Raw genomic sequence first — 19,050 nt, forward strand, 5'->3', positions numbered from 1 at the left:
TCGACGAGCTCGGCGTGCGCATGGCCACCGAACACGCGCCCGGCTTCGAGGGCGTGACCATCGCCTCCCTGCACGCGGCCAAGGGCCTGGAGTGGGACGCCGTCTTCCTGGTCGGCCTCACCGAGGGCATGATGCCGATCATCTACGCCGAGACCGACGACCAGGTGGAGGAGGAACGCCGCCTGTTCTACGTGGGCGTCACCCGGGCCCGCGAGCACCTGGCGATGTCGTGGTCCCTGGCCCGCTCTCCCGGCGGCAGGAGGACCCGCAGACCCTCCCGCTTCCTGGACGGCCTCCGACCCGCGTCCCCCTCCACCTCCGCCCGGCGCTCCGAGCGCCGCAAGGGCGGCGTGGTCCGCTGCCGTGTGTGCGGGACCACCCTCACCGACGCGGCGGAACGCAAGCTGGGCCGCTGCCTGGACTGCCCGTCCAGCTACGATGAGGCCCTGTTGGAGCGGCTGCGCGACTGGCGCCGCGCGAGTGCGCGGGAGCAGAAGACGCCCGCGTACGTGGTCTTCACCGACGCCACCCTCCAGGCGATCGCCGAGCAGGAGCCCACGAGCCTCGCGCAGCTCTCGGCGGTGTCCGGTGTTGGCGCGACGAAACTCGATCGCTACGGTGAGGCGGTACTGGCGCTGGTCTCGGGCGCGGAGCCGGAGGACGTCATGGACGGTTCGGCGGAGGCCGACGGGGAGGATGCAGCGGATGAGTGAGGGCGCCGACGCGCAGATGCGGGGACAGTCCCTCGCCGACCTGTTGACCGTGCTGGACCTGGAGCAGATCGAGGTCAACATCTTCCGGGGCAGCAGCCCGGAGGAGGGGCCGCAGCGGGTGTTCGGCGGACAGGTCGCCGGTCAGGCGCTGGTCGCGGCGGGACGGACCGTGCCCGAGGAGCGCTACGTGCACTCCCTGCACGCGTACTTCATCCGTCCCGGCGATCCCTCGGTGCCCATCGTCTACGAGGTGGACCGGGTTCGCGACGGCCGCTCGTTCACCACCCGCCGGGTGGTGGCCATCCAGCACGGCAAGCCGATATTCACGCTGTCGGCCTCCTTCCACAAGGAGGAGCCGGGCCTGGACCACCAGATCCCCATGCCCGACGTCCCTCCGCCGGAGGACCTGCCCAGCACGCGCGAACGCCTGTGGGACGAGTTCGGCCGGCTGCCCGGGTTCGCGCGCTGGCACCCCATCGAACTGCGCCCGGTGGGACCGATGTCCTACGAGGCCGAGCGTGACCCGAGCCTGCGCACCGCCACCAATCCGGTGTGGCTCAAGGTGGACGGCGAACTGCCCGACGATCGGCTCACCCAGGTGTGCCTGATGACCTACGCGTCGGACATGACCCTGCTGGACACCGTGCTGCTGCGGCACGGTCGCTCCTTCGCGGGGATCTCCATGGCCAGCCTGGACCACGCGATGTGGTTCCACCGGCCGTTCCGTGCCGACGAGTGGCTGCTGTACGCCCAGGAGGCCCCGACCGCGCAAGGCGCCCGCGGCCTGGCGCGGGGGCTGGTGTACACACGCGAGGGCGAACTCGTGTGCTCGGTGGTACAGGAGGGGCTGATCCGCGTGGTGGACGCGGAGGGTTGGTCCGAAGCCCTGCCGGGAGCGACGTAGGGCCTGTCCTCCTGACGGGGGGTTCCACGCCCGGACGGGGAGGGTGCCGCGCGTCGTCGTGCGAGGGCGGCCACTCCGACGGAACGCCACCGCCGAGCGACGGAGAGGACGGAACGGGGGCCTGGCCAGCGCACGTGCGCTGACCAGGCCCCCGTCGTGTCGGGGGAGGGCACCGGTACGCGGAGGGCGGGAAACGGAGTGGGGGATGCCGCGTGGTAACGCTCCCAGGCGCCTGGGAATTCCCGCGAACCCGTGGCCGGATGCGGACGTTTTCGCAGGTCAAAAATAGGTTGCTCTCTTTCTGCGCCAGCCCATAGTCTGTACACCGTCGCAATGACCGCTCCCGGCGCGGGTGGAAGATTCCCGTCGCCCGACAGTGAAGGAGGTGCCCGATCTCATGACCAGCATCACGGAAACCACTGGCCTGCACGCTGGCTTCGCCATGCCGTCGCGTCAGCTGTCCCTGCTGACCGCTGTTCGGGGCACCGTCCTGGGCGGTCAGAAGGACGTCTTCGCTGTCTTCGGCGAGTCCATCGTCGCTTGCGCCGGTAACGGCGGCACCACCAACGGAGGATCCGTGTTCCGCGGGAGCCGTTCCCCGCTGATGGTGTCCGAGGGCCAGGAGGCCCTGACCGGCGACGGCAGTGGTGTGCCCGCCGAGCCCGAGCTCGCCCTTGATCGAGGCAAGCACGTGGCGAAGCACGCAGAACCCACCCAGCGCCTCTACGGCGCATCGGGGGAGTGTCCACGGAGGATTCCGGCCTAGAGCAGGACAGGCCGAGAGTTTCGACCGTGGCCGCGGACCCCGACAGGGGCCGCGGCTTTCTTTGTATCTTCGTCCGCTCTCCGTCCCCCAGGGACGAGGGAGAGGGACGGCGGCATCGCAAGTCCAGGGGTCCCCACCGGACCGGTTCCGGTGAACAGTCACCGACCGCGTTGTACGAAACGATCAAAGATCTTGGAGGGCACCGATGCTTGCGTCGGTCCTGGAAACGCCCTGGCTGGGCGACACCGAAGTTCCCTGCCGCCTGGAGCCCGACCTGTTCTTCGCCGAGGCGCCCGCCGATGTCGAGGCGGCCAAGGCCGTCTGCGGCTCCTGCCCCGTCCGGGAGCAGTGCCTGGCCGACGCCCTGGAGCGTCGGGAGCCGTGGGGCGTCTGGGGCGGGCAGCTGCTCGTCTCCGGGCAGGTCGTGGCGCGCAAGCGCCCGAGGGGCCGCCCCCGGAAGAACCCCGCCCCGGTCGCGGCCTGACCGGCCCAGCCACAACCTCCGATCACAGACTCCGAAGGACCGAAGACAGATGATGATGATGGAACTGATGCGCGTGGTCGAGCAGATGGACGTCGAGACGCGCGAGCAGCAGGACAGAAGGCTCACCGCCCGCCAACTGCGCGCCCGGCAGCGCGAGGAGCGCCGTGCCGAACAGGCGCTCACGGAAGTCGCGTGGTCGCGTCTGTGTTGACGCGGTTCCCGCGGTGACGTGATGGGACACGGGACGTCCTGAGGTGATCGACGGTTCCGGTCCGGGGCCGGTCGGGGACCCCTCCGGGGGTCACCGACCGGTCTCTTTTGTGTATCCAAAAGGTGACTCGGATGTCCCCGGAGGGCTCGTCATGGCCTGTTCCACAGCCGAAAAACGGCGCTGGTCACAGCGGAACGTGCTACGGGGCCGTGTTTTTCGGCTACGTTCCGAGAATCGGAGATCCGATGGGATCAACGACATAACAGGACAACGCACACCTGTGCGGGAGCGCCTCGCTCGGCTACCGTAAAGTTCGTGCCCTCGAACACCAAAGTCGAGGTACGACGCAGTCCTCGTCGCCGACGCACGGTGTCGGCCTACAGGGACGGGGATACCACGGTCGTCCTCGTGCCCGCGACGTTCTCCCGCGCAGAGGAAAAGCGCTGGGTGGGCCGCATGCTGCAACGCCTGGAGGCCCGCGAGGGGCGCCGCCGCCCCGGTGACGAGGAACTCCACGAGCGCGCGGTGGAACTGGCCCGCCGCTACCTGGGCGGCACCGAACTCCCCGACAGCGTCCGCTGGGTGGACAACCAGAACTCCCGCTGGGGTTCGTGCACCCCCGAGACCCGCGCGATCCGCATCTCCCGCCGTGTCGCCGGGATGCCCGCCTGGGTCGTGGACTACGTCCTCATCCACGAGCTCGCGCACCTGTTCATCCCGCACCACGGCCGGGAGTTCTGGGACCTGGTGCGCCGTTATCCCAAGGCCGAACGCGCCCGCGGGTACCTGGAGGGCTTCAGCGCCGGGTCCCGTGCCGAACCCTGCGGCGGGGAGGGGGACGACGAACTCGACGCGGACGCGGTCGCCTTCGAGGAGTGAGCGGCCCGTCCCCGTCACGGACGTTGATGCGGACAGGAAGAAATGTCTTTTCAGGACAATTCATTCCACCTTTTGCTGCCTGTTTCGTGTATTTTTCTCCGGTCACAAGGGCTTCGGCCCTCTCCCCGGTGAACGGATACCCTCCCCATGAGGACGCTCAAGAAGACCCTGGCCACCGCCGCCGCGACCGTGATGCTCCTGGCCGCCGGCGCGGTCACGGCCTCCCCCGCCAGTGCGGCCGCGGCCGCCTACAACGGCGCCTGCGGCTCCGGATACGTGGTGGTCAACTCCGCCCCGTTCCGTTTCGACCTGGGCACCCTGTACCTGACCTACAACAGCTCCAACGGCTACAACTGCGTGGTCACCGTCCGCAGCGCCGACACCGCCGGTTTCCCGATGACCATGAACGCGGGTCTGCGCCGTTCGGGTGACGAGGGCTCCCACAAGTCGGACACGGGCCAGTACAGCTACTACGCCGGGCCGGTGTACGTGTACGCCAGCGGCTCCTGCGTGGACTGGCGCGGAGTGATCGGCAACCAGGCCACCGAACGGTACGAGACCAACTGCGGCTGACCCGACACGCACGGCCGCGCCGGAGTCTCCCGGCGCGGCCGTCGTGTGCTTCCGGGCTCCGCGTCGTCTTCCGGGGCCCGCCGTTCAGGCTCCGGCGTTGCGGCCGACCCCGCGGTGGGCGGCCACCGCCTCGGCGGCCGCGCGTACCAGGGCGCGACAGGCGTCGTCGGACGGCTCGGGCAGGTCGTCGACCGGGAACCAGCCCAGGTCGGCGGACTCGTCGGGGTCGCGCACCAGGACGGCGTCCTCCGGCGCGACGGCCGCGTACTGCACGTCCAGGTGGACGCTCCCGCCGCCGCAGGGCACCGCGTGACTGTCCAGCCGGACCGGCTGGGGGAGCAGCGTGATCCCGCGGATCCCCGACTCCTCCGTGGCCTCGCGCAGGGCCGCCGCGCCCAGTGTGGTGTCCTCCGGCTCACAGTGCCCGCCGGTCTGCAACCAGAACTGGTGGATCCGGTGCAGGGTGAGCACCACACGCGAGCCGTCCGCGGAGATGATCGCCGAACTCGCCGTCACGTGGCCGGGCAGGCACGAGCGCCACATCCCGTCCTCGTACGCGTCCAGGTGGTCCAGGTAGGAGCGGCGCAGTTCCTCCTGCCGGGCGTCGGGCGCGGTCCACCCGCGCAGCACCGCCCGGGCGTCCGCGTGCAGCGTCACCTACGCGCCCTCTCCCCGGTCGTTTCCTCCGTCGTCCTCGCCGGATCCGTCACCCTCGCCGCTCTCACCGGCCTCGTTCCCGCGCTGGCCGGGAGCGTCCTGGGTCAGAGAGGAGATGTCGAAGTCGGTGTCACCGAACTCCCCGCCCCCGTGCACGAACGCGTCCGGGTCGTCCAGGTCGTCGCCGCTGGGCATCAGATCCGGGTGCTCCCACACCGCGTCCCGGCCCTCCACGCCGCGCGCCTCCTCCAGGGCGGACCAGAGCGCGGACGCCTCGCGCAGGCGGCGCGGGCGCAGCTCCAGGCCGACCAGGGCGGCGAACGTGTGCTCGGCGGGCCCTCCGGTGGCCCGGCGCCGCCGGAGGGCCTCGGCCAGGGCGTCCGCCTGGGGCAGCCGAGCGGACACCGCGGACGAGACCACGGTCGCCACCCAGCCCTCGATCAGGGCCAGGGTGGTCTCCAACCGGGTCAGCGCCGCCTTCTGCTGCGGGGTGTCCTCGGGCTGGAGCAGCCCCTCGCCGCCGGCGCCGCCCAGGACCTCCTGGAGCGCCTCGGGGTTGGTGAGATCGATCTCACCGAGCCGGTCCTCCAGGCCGCTGACGTCGAAGGACATACCGTCCGCGTACTCGTTGACCAGACGGGACACGTGCGAGCGCAGCCACGGCACGTGCGAGTACAACCGGTGCACGGCGGCCTCGCGGGCGGCCAGGTACAACCGGACCTCGTCCTCGGGGACCTCCAGGCCCTCGCTGAACCGCTCCACGCCGGAGGGCAGCAGCGCGGCGTTGCCCTCACCGGCCAGGGGCAGCCCGATGTCGGCGGTGCCGACCACCTCGCGGGAGAGCTCGCCCACGGCCTGGCCCGCCTGGCGGCCGACCATCATGCTGCCCATCTGCTGGATCATGCCCAGCAGCGGACCCGCGACGGACCGCATCTCCTCGGGAAGGTTCTCCCCCATCGAGTGGACGGTCTTGCTGGTCAGCGGGTCGCACAGCTGCACCCACGAGTCCATCGTCCGCTCGATCCACTCCGACCGGCTCCCAGCCCGGGNGGCAGGTCGGTAGCCTGGTCAAGCCACAGGTCGGCGAGGCGCAGGGCCTCCTCGACCTTGGCGTAGTCGGACGCCGGAACACTGGGATCGCCCTCCTGGGCGACCGTCTGGCGCGCGACGTCCTTGGCCATCTCCCAGTTCACGCCCGACGACGGCTTCTCGCCGCCACCGGTCGCGGGGCCGGGCTGGGCCGACATCATGTCGGCGAACTGGCGCAGCATGTTGGCCATCTGCTGCGGGTCACCGAACGGGAAGCCGTCCGGCGTTCCGGAGTCCCCTCCGCCCGGGCCGCCGCTGCCGGCACCCGAGCCGGAGTCGCCAGAGCGGCGTCCGGACTCGTCATCGGGATCGTTCGGCATGCTGAAACCGAATGGCAGGTCGCTCACAATCAGACCTCAGGCAGGATTAGGTTTGGTCTCCACTGTCACGTTAGCTGGGAGTCGCCCGGAGTGAATACCGAAAGCAGCCAGGTTCGCCCAGAGCACAGCCCCTCCGAAGGAGCGGTGGTCGCTGTCACCGGTGCCGCCTCCGGGGTGGGCCGACTCCTCGTGCAACGCCTGGCCACGCCGGAAGGTTCCGCGCACCTCCGCGAGGTCGTCGCCATCGACGACGAGTTCGCCGACCTGCGCGGGGTCACGTGGCGCATCGCCGACGTGTGCGACCCCGGTCTGGTCTCCCGGCTCGGCGGGGTCGACGTGCTCGTGCACACCGCCGACGACCGCTCTCCGGAGAGCAGGCCCCCACAGCGCCGCGCGCGCAACATCCGCGCGGCCCAGACGGTCCTGACCGCCGCCGCGGCCTCGGGGGTCCCGCGCGTCATCCTGGTCACCAGCACCATGGTCTACGGCGCAGCTCCGGACAACGCCGTGCCCCTCCCGGAGAACGCGGCGCGCGTGTCCGACAACAGCGAGGGGCTCATGGGCGACTTCGCCGAGATCGAGGCGCTCGCCGAGCGTGCCCGCCGCGCCCATCCCAGCCTCACCGTGACCGTCGTGCGCCCGGCCCCGCTCGTGGGGCCCGCGATCGACAGCCTGCTCAGCCGCCACTTCTCCGCCCCGCGCCTGCTCACCGTCAAGGGGCACGAGCAGCACTGGCAGTTCTGCCACGAGGAGGACCTGGCCAGCGCCCTGGCCTTCTGCGCCGTGCACGGGGTGGACGGCCGCGACGGCGTGGTCGCGGTGGCGAGCGAGGGGTCGCTCTCCCAGGACGAGGTGGAGGGCATCGCCGGGATGAAGCACTTCGAGGTGCCCGCCAACCTGGCCTTCGGCGCCGTCCGACGCCTCCACCAGGCACGGATCACCCCGGCGGCGGAGGGCGAGCTGAAGTTCCTCGTCTACCCGTGCGTGGTGGACTGCGCGACGCTGCGCGAGGCCGGGTGGAAGCCCGTCCACGACAACGAGGCGGCCCTGGCCTCCCTGCTGGAGTCCAGCAGCGGCAAGCACGCGCTGGTGGGACGCAGCCTGGGCCGCAAGGAGGTCACCATCACCGCCGCGGGTGCCGCCGGTGCCGCCGCCGCGGCCATCGGTACCGCCGCCGCCATCCGCCACCTGCGCAAGCGCAAGGGCGGCTGAGGACCGGTCCGGACCCCGCCCGCCGCGTGTGCGGCGGAACGCGCGCATGGGTGTCCGACATGGGGGAACGTCCGGTTGGTACTGTCGCATACGTGGAAGAGATCACTCTCGCGTCCGTACGCGACACCCCCCTCTCGGTGGACGAGGTCCTCGCCGCGGTCTCCGACCCGCGTGCCGGGGGCACCGCCGTGTTCATCGGGACCGTCCGCGACCACGACCACGGCCGTGACGTCGCCCGGCTCGCCTACTCGGCGCATCCGACGGTGGAGGCGCGGCTGCGCGTCGTCATGGAGAAGGTGCTCAGCGACACCTCCGTCCCCGGGCGTCCGGTGGTGAGGATGGCCGCGGCGCACCGGGTCGGCCAGCTGGAGATCGGCGACATCGCGGTGGTCGTGGCCGCCGCCGCCGAGCACCGGCAGGAGGCCTTCGAGGCCTGCCGCCGCCTCATCGACGACCTCAAGGCCCAGGTGCCCATCTGGAAGCACCAGGACTTCGAGGACGGCCAGAGCGAGTGGGTGGGCTCTCCCTGAGCCCCGGGAGGCGGACGGGCCGGGAAGCGCCTGTGGACAGGCGCCCACGGGTCCTCCCACGGCCATAGGCTGTGCGCATGCTTCGTCGTGTCATGACCCTCGTTGTCGCTCTCGCCCTTCTCGTCGGGCTCGGGTACGGCAGTCTCAGTCTTCCCGTCCCCTACCTGGTGGCCGCCCCGGGCCTGACCCTCAACACGATCGGGGAGACCGAGCGGGGGTCGGTCATCGAGATCGACGGCGCGGAGAGCTACGAACACGACGACGGCATGCTCTCCATGGTGACCGTGCAGTACGCGGGCGGACCCCAGCACCGGCTCGACCTGCTCACCGTCGTCACCGCCTGGCTCTCGCCGACCCAGGCGGTCCTGCCGGAGGAGCTGCTCTTCCCCGCCGGGCGCTCGCTGGAGGAGGTCAGCCAGCGGCAGACCGTCCAGATGAACAGCTCGCAGACCAACGCCACCGCCGCCGCGCTCACCCAGCTCGGCATGGCGTACGAGGCGGTCCCCGTGGTCAGCGGCACGGTCGAGGGCATGCCCGCGCACGGCGTGGTGGAGTCGGGTGACGTCATCGTGGCCGTGGACGGCGAGTCCGTGCCCACCCAGGGCGGCGACGACCCCGAGACCCCCGTGGGCAGCGCCGCGGTCGTGGAGATGGTCGGCGCCCACGAGCCGGGTGACACGATCGGGCTCACCCTGGAGCGGGACGGCGAGGCCGTGGAGGAGGAGATCACCGCGGCGGCGAACGACACGGGCGACGCGGCGGTCGGCGTGCTCGTCGCCGACCAGATGGACTTCCCCGTGGACGTGGAGATCACCGTCGGCGACATCGGCGGGCCCAGCGCGGGCATGATGTTCGCGCTCGGGATCATGGACCGTCTCAGCGAGGAGGGCCTCACCGGGGGCGCTGACGTGGCCGGTTCCGGCACGATCACCGCCGACGGCCGGGTCGGCGGGATCAGCGGCATCCCGCAGAAGATGGTCAGCGCCCAGCGCGACGGGGCCGAGTACTTCTTCGTGGCCGCGGAGAGCTGCTCCCAGGTCGCGGATTCGGCCGCCTACGGCGAGCTGGAGGTGGTGCGGGTCGAGACCCTCACCGACGCGGTCGAGGCGCTGGAGACCATCCGCACCGGAGAGGGCGAACTGCCGCGTTGCGAGTAGGCGGGGCCTGCTTCGGTGCTCGCCCTCTTCGTCGCCCTCCACCACCCTCAACGGACGGCCTCCGGCCGCGGTACCTGTGGTCACCTACGCGTCCCCCGGGACCCCGCCGACGTCCGAACGGTGATCCCAGGAGCGGGCGTGGCCCGGGGCTCAGTCCTGTTCCGGCTTCTCCTCGATGTCCAGGGTGAGCGCCAGCGCCGAGGTCAGCGCGGGGATCAGGTCGGCCCCGTTGAGCACCTCCGACTCGCTGTCGTGGCTGCGCATGCGCATCGCACAGTGCCGTGAGCCGTCGCGCAGCACACCGGCGACCATGCGGATCTCCTCGGTCTCACGGCCCGAGCTCTCCAGGTCCTCGTCCGAGGCCAGGGTCTCGTCCGATCCCTTCACCACCAGACGTTCCATCACCAGCGCGCACCCGGCCACGCCCTCGGGCCACAGGATGCGGCCCAGCGCCTCCTCCAGCGGGACGCCGTCCGGCAGCTGTTCCTGCTCGACCGGGGTCAGCTCGTCGGGGTCCGAGGGCGAGTCGATGCCCAACAGGTCGGCCAGGGCGGGCTCCGCGCTCAGCAGTTCGGCGGTCGGCACCAGGGCGTACAGCCCCAGCGGCTGGTCCCAGCCCTGCTCCGCGGCGTGGCGTTCGAGGTCCATGACGGCTTCGCGAATGTTCGACACGCCTCCATACTGACCGATACGGGAGGTGCGCCGTTCCCGTTTCCGGACAGTAGGGTCACCACGGAGCCCGCCGGATGCGACTCCGATACACCAACGATGCAGCCTTGTCACCCTGACGAGGGTTGTTTCGGGAACCTGACGGCCACCACGTAAGTTTTCAGTGACAAGGCGCCACACGCGCACCGAACGCACCTACCAAGTCAGAACGAGGGGGAGGCGTGAGCTTCCGATCGCCCGGCGCACCACCTGCGCGTATGCCTCGCCGATCCAGGTTGCTCGCGCCAGTCGCGGCGACCGTGGTCGTCATCATCGCGGGGTTGATCCTCGCCGCGAACTTCTGGACCGACTACAAGTGGTTCGACTCCGTCGGATACACCTCGGTCTTCCTGACCGAGCTGTGGACCCGTGTGCTGCTGTTCGCGGTCGCCGGTCTGGTGATGGCCGTCATCGTCGGCGCCAGTATCTTCTTCGCCTACCGCTTCCGGCCGGGCATCCGGCCGATGAGCCTGGAGCAGCAGGGCCTGGACCGCTACCGGCAGTCCATCGACCCGCACCGCAAGCTGTTCTTCTGGATCACCGTGGGAGCCCTCACGCTCCTGGCGGGGGCCGCGGCCAGCGGTGACTGGCAGGCCTACCTCCAGTTCATGAACAGCAACGAGTTCGGGGTGGCGGACCCCGAGTTCGGCCTGGACGTCGCGTTCTTCGCGTTCACCTACCCGTTCCTGCGCATCCTGCTCGGCTACCTGTACGCGGCGGTCATCCTGGCGTTCATCGCCGCGGTCATCGTCCACTACCTGTACGGCGGCGTACGCCTCCAGAACGACTCCGGCCAGCGCGCCACCCCCGCGGCCCGCGTGCACCTGTCGGTGCTGCTGGGCGTGTTCGTGCTGCTGCGCGCCGGTTCCTACTGGCTGGACCGCTACGGCCTGGTCTTCTCGGAGCGGGGCTACACCTTCGGTGCCTCGTACACCGACGTGAACGCGGTCAAGACCGCCCTGCTGATCCTCACCGTCATCTCGGTCATCTGCGCCGTGCTGTTCTTCGCCAACATCTACTTCAAGAACATCATGGTGCCCATGGCCAGCCTCGGCCTGCTGGTGCTGTCCGCGGTGCTGGTGGGCGTGGCCTATCCCGAGATCGTCCAGCGCTTCCAGGTCGCGCCGAACGAGCAGCGCCTGGAGAGCCCCTACATCGAGCGCAACATCGAGTACACGCGCCAGGCCTACGGCATCGACGACACCGAGGTGCAGGCCTACGACGCCACCACCGAGCTCAGCCCGCAGGCGCTGGTGGAGGAGTCCCAGGGCACCACGGTGCGCCTGGTCGACCCCTCCGTGGTCTCGCAGACCTTCCAGCAGATGCAGCAGGTCCGCGGCTTCTACGAGTTCCCCGACGTGCTGGAGGTCGACCGCTACCCGGACTCCGAGGGCAACCTGATCGACACGATCGTCGCCGTCCGCGAGCTGGCCGGTCCGCCCGAGGACCAGGACAACTGGCTCAACCGGCACCTGATCTACACGCACGGCTACGGCATGGTCGCCGCGGCCGGAACCCAGATCGACGCCGAGGGCCGCCCGGTCTTCACCGAGTACAACATCCCGCCGCGCGGTGAGCTGAGCGAGGTCGTCGGCGAGTACCAGCCGCGCGTCTACTACGGCCGCGAGGGCGCCGACTACGTCATCGTCCAGGCGGAGGACGAGTACGACTACCCGCTCGACACCGAGGAGGACACGGGCGACGTCCCGACCCCGGAGGACGCCGTCGAGCCCGAGGTCACCCCGAGCCCGGACGAGGCCCGCGCCCCGTACGACGCGGACCAGGAGGGGACGGACCAGCAGGCCGCCGAGCAGACCGCGGAGGAGACCCCGGCGGAGGGCCAGGGCGGCGGTGAGGGCGCCGCGCAGCAGAACCAGGGCGGCGACTCCCAGGCCTACAACAACTACGGCGGTGACGGCGGCGTCCAGCTGGACAGCTTCTTCGACCGGATCCTGTACGCGATCAAGTACCAGGAACCGAACATCCTCCTCAACAACGCCATCACCAGTGATTCGCGCATCATCTACGAGCGCGACCCGGTGGAGCGCGTGGAGAAGGTCGCCCCGTTCCTGACCACGGACAGCCGCCCCTACCCGGCGATCGTCGAGGGCAGGATCGTGTGGATCGTGGACGCCTACACCACGTCCAACGGCTACCCGTACGCGAACCGCCTCGACTTCAACCAGGCGGTGACCGACACCTTCACGGACGGCTCGGCCCAGCAGGTGGCCGCGCTGCCGGGCAACGAGGTCAACTACATCCGCAACTCGGTGAAGGCCGTCGTCGACGCCTACGACGGCACCGTCACCCTGTACGCGTGGGACGAGGAGGATCCGGTCCTCCAGACCTGGATGGACGCGTTCCCCGACGCGGTCGTCGACAGGGACGAGATGAGCGATGAGCTCGTCGACCACCTGCGCTACCCGGACGACCTGTTCAAGGTGCAGCGCCAGATCATGCGCCAGTACCACGTGACGGACGCCGAGGCCTTCTACGGCGGTCAGGACTTCTGGGAGGTCCCCAGCGACCCCACCAACGAGTCCGAGGCGCCCGAACCGCCCTACCGCCAGACCATCAACTACCCGGACGGGGGGGACCCCACCTTCTCCCTGACCAGCACGTTCGTTCCGCGCGGACGTGCGAACCTGGCCGCCTTCATGGCCGTGGACAGCGATCCGCGTTCCGAGAGCTACGGGCAGCTCAAGCTGCTGGAGCTGCCACGGAGCACGGTGATCCTCGGTCCCGGGCAGGTGCAGAACGCCTTCGACGCCGACGCCGACGTCCGTGAGGTGCTGCTCCCGCTGGAGCAGTCCAACGCGGAGGTGACGCGGGGCAACCTGCTCACGCTGCCGTTCGCCGGGGGCCTGCTCTACGTCGAGCCGCTGTACGTGCAGGCGGGCGGTGGCGGCGAGGCCTCCTTCCCGCTGCTCCAGCAGGTCATGGTCGGCTTCGGTGACGAGGTCGCGATCGGCAACAGCCTGCCGGACGCGCTCAGCAACCTCTTCACCGGAGATGCCGCGCCCCCGGAGGAGAGCACCGAGGAGACTCCCCCGGAGGAGGAGTCCGGTGCCGGCGGCGACGGCGGAGGAGGCGACCAGGCCCTCACCGAGGCCCTCAACGAGGCCGTCGAGGCCTGGGAGGAGGCCCAGGAGTCGAACGAGGAGGCCAACGAACGCCTGCGTGAGGCCCTGGAGGACATCCAGCAGCAGCTGAACGAGGAGTAGGCCGGGAACGGAACCGTCCGTTCCCGGACGGTTCCGCCCGGCACGGGGCGGGGGTCGTGGACCCCCGCCCCGTTCGTGTTCCCGGAGCCGGGCGCCGGTGTTTCCCGGGTGGTCCACGTCTCGTTCCGCTGATTTGGGTTCTCGCCCGGGGCGCGCTATCGTGGAGGAACAACGACGCGGGGTGGAGCAGTTCGGTAGCTCGCTGGGCTCATAACCCAGAGGTCGCAGGTTCAAATCCTGTCCCCGCTACCAGACCCGGACCCGGGAGAAATCCCGGGTCCGTTGGTTTTCCGATCTCCTCCTTTTCGGTGGAGGTCGGGGTTGGGGCACTTCCTCGGGGGTGTCGCAGGCGGTCGGAGCAGGGTTCGCGCCCTGGTAGGATTGCCGAAGGCCAGCCGGGAAACCGGCGGGTGACGGGTGGGATCTCCATCGGTTTTCCTCGGGAAAAGCCGATTTGCCCCCCGGGGCGAAAGGCCCTAAAATAGAGATCAACGACGCGGGGTGGAGCAGTTCGGTAGCTCGCTGGGCTCATAACCCAGAGGTCGCAGGTTCAAATCCTGTCCCCGCTACCAAGGAAACGCCGGGTGCATTCGTGCCCGGCGTTTTTCGTGTACCGGGTCGCGCCGATGTGCGGTGCGCCGCCCGGTCTCCCGGGCGGCGCCCGTTCAGCGCGTGCGTCCCTCCACCAGTTCGACCACGCGGTCGGCCTGTTCGGCCACCTTGGGATCGTGGGTCACCACGACCACCGCCGCGTCCCGGATCCGGGCCTGCTCCAACAGCTGGTCCATGATCATGGTGCTGCTGGCGGCGTCCAGGGCGCCCGTGGGCTCGTCGGCCAGGATCAGGGCGGGTTCCCGGCTCAGCGCCCGGGCCAGGGCCACACGCTGCTGTTCACCGCCGGAGAGCTGGTGCGGCTGCGAGTGCAGCCGGTGGCCCAGACCCNCAGCTCGCGGGACCGCGTCCGGCGGCGCAGCAGCGGAACGCCGCCGAGCACCATCGGCACGCCGACGTTGGCCAGGGCACTCCGCCGCTCCAGCAGGTGGAACTGCTGGAACACGAACCCGATCCCCTCGCCGCGCAGTCGCGACCGCGGCCCCTCGCCCAGACGGGTGGTGTCCACGCCGTCGAACGTGTACGTGCCCCCGCTGGGGCGGTCGAGCAGACCCAGCACGTTCAACAGCGTGGACTTGCCCGAGCCGGACTGGCCGACGATCGCCACGACCTCGCCGCGTCCCACCCGGAACGTGCAGTCGCGCAGCACGTCGATCCGGTCCCCCGACACCGTGAAGTGCCGTGTCACCCCCTCCACGTCCAGCAGGGGAGCGGGGCCGGTGCGGGACGGCACGGCCTCGGGCGCCGGTACGTCGACGGACATCTAGCCCTCCTCCAGGGTGGTGGCGCCTCCTGGCCGCGTCTCCTCGGAGCCGTTCGCTCCGGGGACGTCGAACCGGGGATCGAGCGGGATCGGGTCCATGACCACGTCGCCGACGCTCAGCCCGGAGGTGACCTCCACGAACTCACCGTCGGAGACGCCGAGTTCCACCTCGCGAACCTCCTCGGTGCCGTCGTCGCCCACCACCAGGACCTCGCCCGCCTCGGAGGTGCCGCGCACGGCGGTCACCGGGATGACCAGAACGTTCTCCGCCTTGCCGGTGCTGACCGACAGCTGTCCGCGGACCCCGTCGAAGACCTCCAGGTCGGCGGGCACCCGGCAGGCCAGTTCCGTGCCGCCACCGCCACCGCCACCGCCACCGCCGGCTCCGGGGACCTCTCCGCCCTCGGGCACGGGCGCTCCGCCGCCCTCGGAGGCCCCCAGGGACAGGAACTCGCACTGGGTGGCGGGCGGCCCCTGGTCGATCCGGAGCAGGATGTCCTCGGGTTCCTCGTAGAACCGGTAGAGGTCGTTGGGCGGGATCGACGCGACGGCACGGAACTCGTCAGGGGCGACCGTCGCCGCCACCGCGCCGGGCTCCAGGACGTCACCGACCCGAACGTCGTCCAGGCCCGTCACCGTTCCGCTGGCGGGCGCGTACAGCGTGATCTCCCTGGTCGCCGCGGTGTTTCCGCCCTCCCCCTCGGTGCCGGTCGCGGACGTGTCGGGAACCCGCACGTTGACGATCGGCGCGCCGTTGTCCACCTCCGCGCCGTCCGCCACCCACAGGTGGGAGACCGTGCCGCCCTGACCGGCCTCGACCGTCTCACCGGGCTCGGCGCGCACGACGGCGTCCAGTACCAGCACGGAGCTGATCTCGCCCATCACCACCTCGACCGGTGCGCCCTCCACGTCCATGGCGGCCTGTGGCGCGCCCGTCTCCTCTCCGGCGCCCGGGCCGCCCAGGCGTGACAGCAGGAGGTAACCGGTTCCGGCCAGGCCCCCCACGAGGACCAGGACCGCACCGATGATGATCCACTTCTTCACGTGATGTCTCCTATTCCCGGAGCCCGGCGACGACGGACGCGCGCAGCGCCCGCATCGCGGGGACGACCCCGGCGAGCATGCCGACGAGGGCGGCGCTGCCCAGACCGACGAGTACTCCGGACGGGGGGATGTTCAGGGGGACGTCGGCGGGCAGCGACACGAACCGGTCCAGAACCGCGCCGCCCGCCGTGAGCAGGGCCCAGCATCCGGCGAGGGCGATGAGCCCGGCCACCAGTGACACCACGACCGACTCCATGACCACGGCCACGAACAGGGTGAGGCGGTTCGCGCCCAGGGCGCGGTAGGTGGCCAGCTCCCGGCGGCGCTCGCGCACGGTGACCAGGCCGACGTTGAGTACGCCGAGCAGGCCGGTGGTGAGGGTGACGGCGGCGATGCCCATCAGCCCCCAGGACATGTAGGTGATGACCTCGTCGAACTGCTCGGCGTAGTCGGCCCGGTAGGACATGATGGCGTCCGGTTCCTCGACGCCCCAGCGCCAGGAGGCCGAGGCCAGGCGGTCGGTGAAGACGCCGCCCCAGGGGTCCCGGGCCGCCGGGTCCTGGGGATCGATCCGTACCTGGTAGGTGGTCTGGGATCCCATGACCTCGAACAGCTCGCTCTCCTCCTCTCCCTCGGGTGGGGAGGAGGTGCCGAACAGCAGTTCCTCCGAGGCGGGGGAGCGCAGCAGGTAGGCGCTGCGCCAGCTGGAGTCCAGGGCGGAGTCCCGCACGACGCCGATGACGCGGACGTCCATCCAGTGGTCGCTGCCGATCTGGACCCGCGTGTACTCGCCGAACGCGTCCGCGAGCGCCTGGTTGACCACCATGACGGGGGCCAGGGACCCGGTGTCGGCCTCGGTGAACCAGCGGCCCTCGGCCATGTTCAGCCGCCGGATGTCGGCCAGTTCGGGGTCGACACCGATGTAGCTCACATCGGGGACCACCGAGCCGTCGACGCGCGTCATGGGTGACCGGGCCAGCTGCTGGTAGAGGGAGACGTCCAGTCCGCCCGCGCGGACCAGGTCCTCCTCGAAGGCCGCGCGGTCGGTGATCTGGGTGCCCACGGTGACCTGGAGGGTCGCCGGGCGGCCCGCGTTGGCCTCGCTGTAGGCGGTGGCGAAGCGCTGACCGAAGTCGCTGGCGCTGACCACGAGGATCAGCGCGCCGACGCCGACGACGATGCCCGCGCAGGACAGGATGGTCCGGGCCACGTTGGCCCGCGAACCGGCGAAGGCCAGCACGATCCCGGCTGTGAGGGAACGCAGCATACGGCCCCTTCCGTGATGTCTGTGGGATCCGGACGCCGCGACGGCGGCGTCGGGACACCCGCGGGGGTGGCGGGGTTTCACCAGACTCATCGGGAGAGGGCGCGGTTTCGGTTCACCCCCGGACGGAGGAATTTCGGTCCGCCGTTTTCCCCTCCGGTCGGCGAGGAGCGGGAGGGGCCCAGGCCCGGGCGGGGGTGCCGGCCCGCCTCGGAACCGTCGCGGGACCGAGGCCGTGCGCGGGGGGATCCGGAGGGTTTTCGGGGACGGCACACAGGCGCGGCACCATGTGAGGTCCCGGCATGGTGACCGTTGGTGGGATCAGCCGCGGCGCAGGGGAGTGGGGCCGCCGTTGAGCCAGGTCAGCACCTGGTCGTGGATCGAGCCGTTGGTGCACACGAGCGTGCCGCCGTCCTCGAAGTCCCCGCCGCGCAGACCGGTGGCCCGGCCGCCCGCCTCCTCCAGGATGACGGGCAGGGGAGCGGCGTCCCACAGCGAGAGCTCGGGTTCGGCGGCGACGTCGACGACGCCCTCGGCGACCATCACGTGCGACCAGAAGTCGCCGTAGGCGCGGGTGCGCCAGACCGAACGGGTCAGCCCGAGGAAGGAGTCGAGGAGGCCCCGCTCCTCCCAGCCGGTCAGCGAGGAGAAGCTCAGGGAGGCGTCCGACAGCTCCGACACCTTGGACACGTGGCAGCGCGCGGCCTTCGACAGGCTGCGCCCCTGCCAGGCGCCGCCGCCCCTGGAGGCCCACCAGCGGCGGTACAGCGCCGGGGCCGACACCACGCCCACGACGGGCCGGTCGCCCTCCAGGAGGGCGATCAGGGTCGCCCACACCGGGACACCGCGCACGTAGTTCTTGGTGCCGTCGATGGGGTCGATGACCCACACCCGGTTGCTGTTGCCGGTCCTACCGTACTCCTCGCCCACCACGGCGTCGCGCGGCCGGGCACGGGAGAGCACGCCGCGGAGCGTCTCCTCGACCAGCCGGTCGGCCTCGGTGACGGGGGTGAGGTCCGGTTTGGTGTCGACCACGAGGTCGAGCGACCGGAAGTGCTTGAGCGCGATGTCGTCGGCGGCGTCGGCGAGCACGTGGGCCAGCCGCAGATCATCGTCAAAGGACGCCATGACCGGTAACGCTATCGTTCCTGGGGACTGAGCGGAAGCGAGCCCCGTTGGTGGGGCGCTCCCCTCCGGCCGCGCGTTCCGAACGGTGCCGTACACACGTGTCCCCGCGTTCGTTCCGCATCCGGCGGGGCGGCCGTCCGTGGCCGGGGCGTACGCGGAGGGGCGGGAACGGTCGAGGGGATGCCGTTCACGGTGGTGGGTGCGAGGATGGTGGACATGGACACCGTGAACGGACACAGGAGTGCCGAGGGCATCCCGGTACGGGAGCGGTTGATGGACGCCGCCTACGCCGAGGTCGTCTCCGGAGACTGGGCGGACCGGCGCATGGTGGACATCGCGTCGGTCGCACGGGTGTCGCGCCAGACCCTGTACAACGTGTTCGGCAGCAAGGAGGGCCTGCTCCAGGCCGTGGTGGTGCGCGAGGTCAACGCGCTGCTCGACAGGGTGGTGCGGCTCCTGGACGAGGAGGGCGAGGACCCGCCGCACGCGGTGAGCCGGGCGACCCGCCTGGTGCTGTTGTCCGCACGCGACAACCCGCTGCTGCACGCGGTGGTGACCGGGGACCACGAACTCCTGCCGGTGCTCACGACACGCTCGGAGCCCCTGCTGGACGTCCTGGGCGAACGGATCACCGCCCTCCTGTCGGAGCGCTGTCCGGAGATGGCCGCCTCGGAGGTCGAGGCCGCCGCCGACGTCGCCCTGCGCCTGACGGTGTCGTACTCGTTGCAGCCGATCGACCCCGACGAGGCCGCGCGCAGGGTCGAGACGGTCGTGCACGGGATACTGATGGTCGGCCGCTGAGGAGGGGTGGC

Annotated in this window: 17 protein-coding genes, 2 tRNA genes and 2 pseudogenes; 14 read left to right on the forward strand and 7 right to left on the reverse strand. The window is 70.7% G+C overall.

Annotated features, from left to right (window positions below):
- From D455_RS0111655 to D455_RS0111685, 7 genes are all read left to right on the forward strand, one after another.
- Nucleotides 1-713, forward strand: a 713-nt coding sequence (locus tag D455_RS0111655) for an HRDC domain-containing protein (RefSeq protein WP_017570903.1), incomplete at its 5' end; no start/stop codon positions are given.
- Entirely contained in the window at nt 706-1,617 is a 912-nt protein-coding gene (gene tesB, locus D455_RS0111660; protein WP_017570904.1) for an acyl-CoA thioesterase II, read from the forward strand. The genes D455_RS0111655 and tesB, both read left to right, overlap by 8 nt.
- A 397-nt stretch (nt 1,618-2,014) precedes the next feature.
- The gene (locus D455_RS0111665; RefSeq protein WP_026122541.1) at nt 2,015-2,383 is read left to right on the forward strand and encodes a hypothetical protein; all 369 of its coding nucleotides are present in this window, start codon (nt 2,015-2,017) and stop codon (nt 2,381-2,383) included.
- A gap of 205 nt (nt 2,384-2,588) precedes the next feature.
- A complete protein-coding gene (locus D455_RS0111670; protein ID WP_017570906.1) occupies nt 2,589-2,867 on the forward strand; it encodes a WhiB family transcriptional regulator in 279 nt (92 codons plus the stop codon).
- A gap of 49 nt (nt 2,868-2,916) precedes the next feature.
- A complete protein-coding gene (locus D455_RS34530) occupies nt 2,917-3,078 on the forward strand; it encodes a hypothetical protein (RefSeq protein WP_017570907.1) in 162 nt (53 codons plus the stop codon).
- A 315-nt stretch (nt 3,079-3,393) separates the two neighbouring features.
- Nucleotides 3,394-3,957 (forward strand): M48 metallopeptidase family protein, encoded by a 564-nt coding sequence (locus D455_RS0111680; protein WP_026122542.1) that lies wholly within the window; start codon nt 3,394-3,396, stop codon nt 3,955-3,957.
- Nucleotides 3,958-4,104: 147 nt separating this feature from the next.
- Nucleotides 4,105-4,530: a hypothetical protein gene (locus D455_RS0111685; protein WP_017570909.1), complete on the forward strand. Its 426-nt coding sequence runs from the start codon at nt 4,105-4,107 to the stop codon at nt 4,528-4,530.
- An 84-nt stretch (nt 4,531-4,614) separates the two neighbouring features.
- Here D455_RS0111685 and D455_RS0111690 read toward each other — a convergent pair whose 3' ends face one another.
- Together D455_RS0111690 and D455_RS30125 are read right to left on the reverse strand one after the other, a co-directional pair.
- Nucleotides 4,615-5,187 (reverse strand): NUDIX hydrolase, encoded by a 573-nt coding sequence (locus tag D455_RS0111690; protein ID WP_017570910.1) that lies wholly within the window; start codon nt 5,185-5,187, stop codon nt 4,615-4,617.
- A pseudogene (locus tag D455_RS30125) lies at nt 5,188-6,437 on the reverse strand (zinc-dependent metalloprotease). It abuts the gene before it with no gap.
- 303 nt (nt 6,438-6,740) lie between these two features.
- Here D455_RS30125 and D455_RS0111700 point away from each other — a divergent pair.
- From D455_RS0111700 to D455_RS0111710, 3 genes are all read left to right on the forward strand, one after another.
- On the forward strand, nt 6,741-7,808 hold the full coding sequence (locus D455_RS0111700) for an NAD-dependent epimerase/dehydratase family protein (protein WP_017570911.1): 1,068 nt from the start codon (nt 6,741-6,743) through the stop codon (nt 7,806-7,808).
- 92 nt (nt 7,809-7,900) lie between these two features.
- Entirely contained in the window at nt 7,901-8,338 is a 438-nt protein-coding gene (locus D455_RS0111705; RefSeq protein ID WP_017570912.1) for a molybdenum cofactor biosynthesis protein MoaE, read from the forward strand.
- A gap of 92 nt (nt 8,339-8,430) precedes the next feature.
- Nucleotides 8,431-9,495, forward strand: a complete 1,065-nt coding sequence (locus D455_RS0111710) for a YlbL family protein (RefSeq protein WP_017570913.1) — start codon at nt 8,431-8,433, stop codon at nt 9,493-9,495.
- Between the two features lie 150 nt (nt 9,496-9,645).
- Here the strand turns inward: D455_RS0111710 and D455_RS0111715 are convergent, their stop codons facing one another.
- Nucleotides 9,646-10,167 (reverse strand): PPA1309 family protein, encoded by a 522-nt coding sequence (locus D455_RS0111715; protein ID WP_241480234.1) that lies wholly within the window; start codon nt 10,165-10,167, stop codon nt 9,646-9,648.
- A 254-nt stretch (nt 10,168-10,421) separates the two neighbouring features.
- On the opposite strand from D455_RS0111715, the gene D455_RS0111720 reads away from it, so the two are divergent.
- The 3 genes from D455_RS0111720 to D455_RS0111730 all read left to right on the forward strand — a co-directional run bounded on the left by D455_RS0111720 (nt 10,422) and on the right by D455_RS0111730 (nt 13,999).
- Nucleotides 10,422-13,427: a UPF0182 family membrane protein gene (locus tag D455_RS0111720; RefSeq protein ID WP_275040889.1), complete on the forward strand. Its 3,006-nt coding sequence runs from the start codon at nt 10,422-10,424 to the stop codon at nt 13,425-13,427.
- A gap of 175 nt (nt 13,428-13,602) precedes the next feature.
- A tRNA-Met gene (locus D455_RS0111725) sits at nt 13,603-13,679 on the forward strand.
- Nucleotides 13,680-13,922: 243 nt separating this feature from the next.
- Nucleotides 13,923-13,999 (forward strand) — tRNA-Met (locus D455_RS0111730).
- A gap of 93 nt (nt 14,000-14,092) precedes the next feature.
- Here D455_RS0111730 and D455_RS30130 read toward each other — a convergent pair.
- The 4 genes and pseudogenes from D455_RS30130 to hisN form a co-directional block, all read right to left on the reverse strand.
- Nucleotides 14,093-14,802, reverse strand: a pseudogene (locus tag D455_RS30130) (ABC transporter ATP-binding protein).
- The gene (locus D455_RS0111740) at nt 14,803-15,846 is read right to left on the reverse strand and encodes an efflux RND transporter periplasmic adaptor subunit (protein WP_017570917.1); all 1,044 of its coding nucleotides are present in this window, start codon (nt 15,844-15,846) and stop codon (nt 14,803-14,805) included. It lies immediately after the preceding pseudogene.
- Between the two features lie 10 nt (nt 15,847-15,856).
- Nucleotides 15,857-17,113 carry an ABC transporter permease gene (locus tag D455_RS0111745; protein WP_017570918.1) on the reverse strand — a complete coding sequence of 419 codons (1,257 nt, stop codon included), beginning with the start codon at nt 17,111-17,113 and terminating at the stop codon, nt 15,857-15,859.
- Nucleotides 17,114-17,431: 318 nt separating this feature from the next.
- Nucleotides 17,432-18,238: a histidinol-phosphatase gene (hisN, locus tag D455_RS0111750; protein ID WP_017570919.1), complete on the reverse strand. Its 807-nt coding sequence runs from the start codon at nt 18,236-18,238 to the stop codon at nt 17,432-17,434.
- 216 nt (nt 18,239-18,454) lie between these two features.
- Here hisN and D455_RS0111755 point away from each other — a divergent pair, with 216 nt between their 5' ends.
- A complete protein-coding gene (locus D455_RS0111755) occupies nt 18,455-19,039 on the forward strand; it encodes a TetR family transcriptional regulator (protein ID WP_026122543.1) in 585 nt (194 codons plus the stop codon).
- The last annotated feature ends 11 nt before the right edge of the window (nt 19,040-19,050 follow it).

The sequence above is a fragment of the Nocardiopsis halotolerans DSM 44410 genome (assembly GCF_000341065.1).
Lineage (GTDB): Bacteria > Actinomycetota > Actinomycetes > Streptosporangiales > Streptosporangiaceae > Nocardiopsis > Nocardiopsis halotolerans.

Bases quoted from the DNA above. Each gene is read 5' to 3' on its own strand.
- tesB (WP_017570904.1), top strand. From the start codon at position 706: ATGAGTGAGGGCGCCGACGCGCAGATGCGGGGACAGTCCCTCGCCGAC.
- D455_RS0111665 (WP_026122541.1), top strand. From the start codon at position 2,015: ATGACCAGCATCACGGAAACCACTGGCCTGCACGCTGGCTTCGCCATG.
- D455_RS0111670 (WP_017570906.1), top strand. From the start codon at position 2,589: ATGCTTGCGTCGGTCCTGGAAACGCCCTGGCTGGGCGACACCGAAGTT.
- D455_RS34530 (WP_017570907.1), top strand. From the start codon at position 2,917: ATGATGATGATGGAACTGATGCGCGTGGTCGAGCAGATGGACGTCGAG.
- D455_RS0111685 (WP_017570909.1), top strand. From the start codon at position 4,105: ATGAGGACGCTCAAGAAGACCCTGGCCACCGCCGCCGCGACCGTGATG.
- D455_RS0111710 (WP_017570913.1), top strand. From the start codon at position 8,431: ATGACCCTCGTTGTCGCTCTCGCCCTTCTCGTCGGGCTCGGGTACGGC.
- D455_RS0111720 (WP_275040889.1), top strand. From the start codon at position 10,422: ATGCCTCGCCGATCCAGGTTGCTCGCGCCAGTCGCGGCGACCGTGGTC.
- D455_RS0111745 (WP_017570918.1), bottom strand. From the start codon at position 17,113: ATGCTGCGTTCCCTCACAGCCGGGATCGTGCTGGCCTTCGCCGGTTCG.
- hisN (WP_017570919.1), bottom strand. From the start codon at position 18,238: ATGGCGTCCTTTGACGATGATCTGCGGCTGGCCCACGTGCTCGCCGAC.
- D455_RS0111755 (WP_026122543.1), top strand. From the start codon at position 18,455: ATGGACACCGTGAACGGACACAGGAGTGCCGAGGGCATCCCGGTACGG.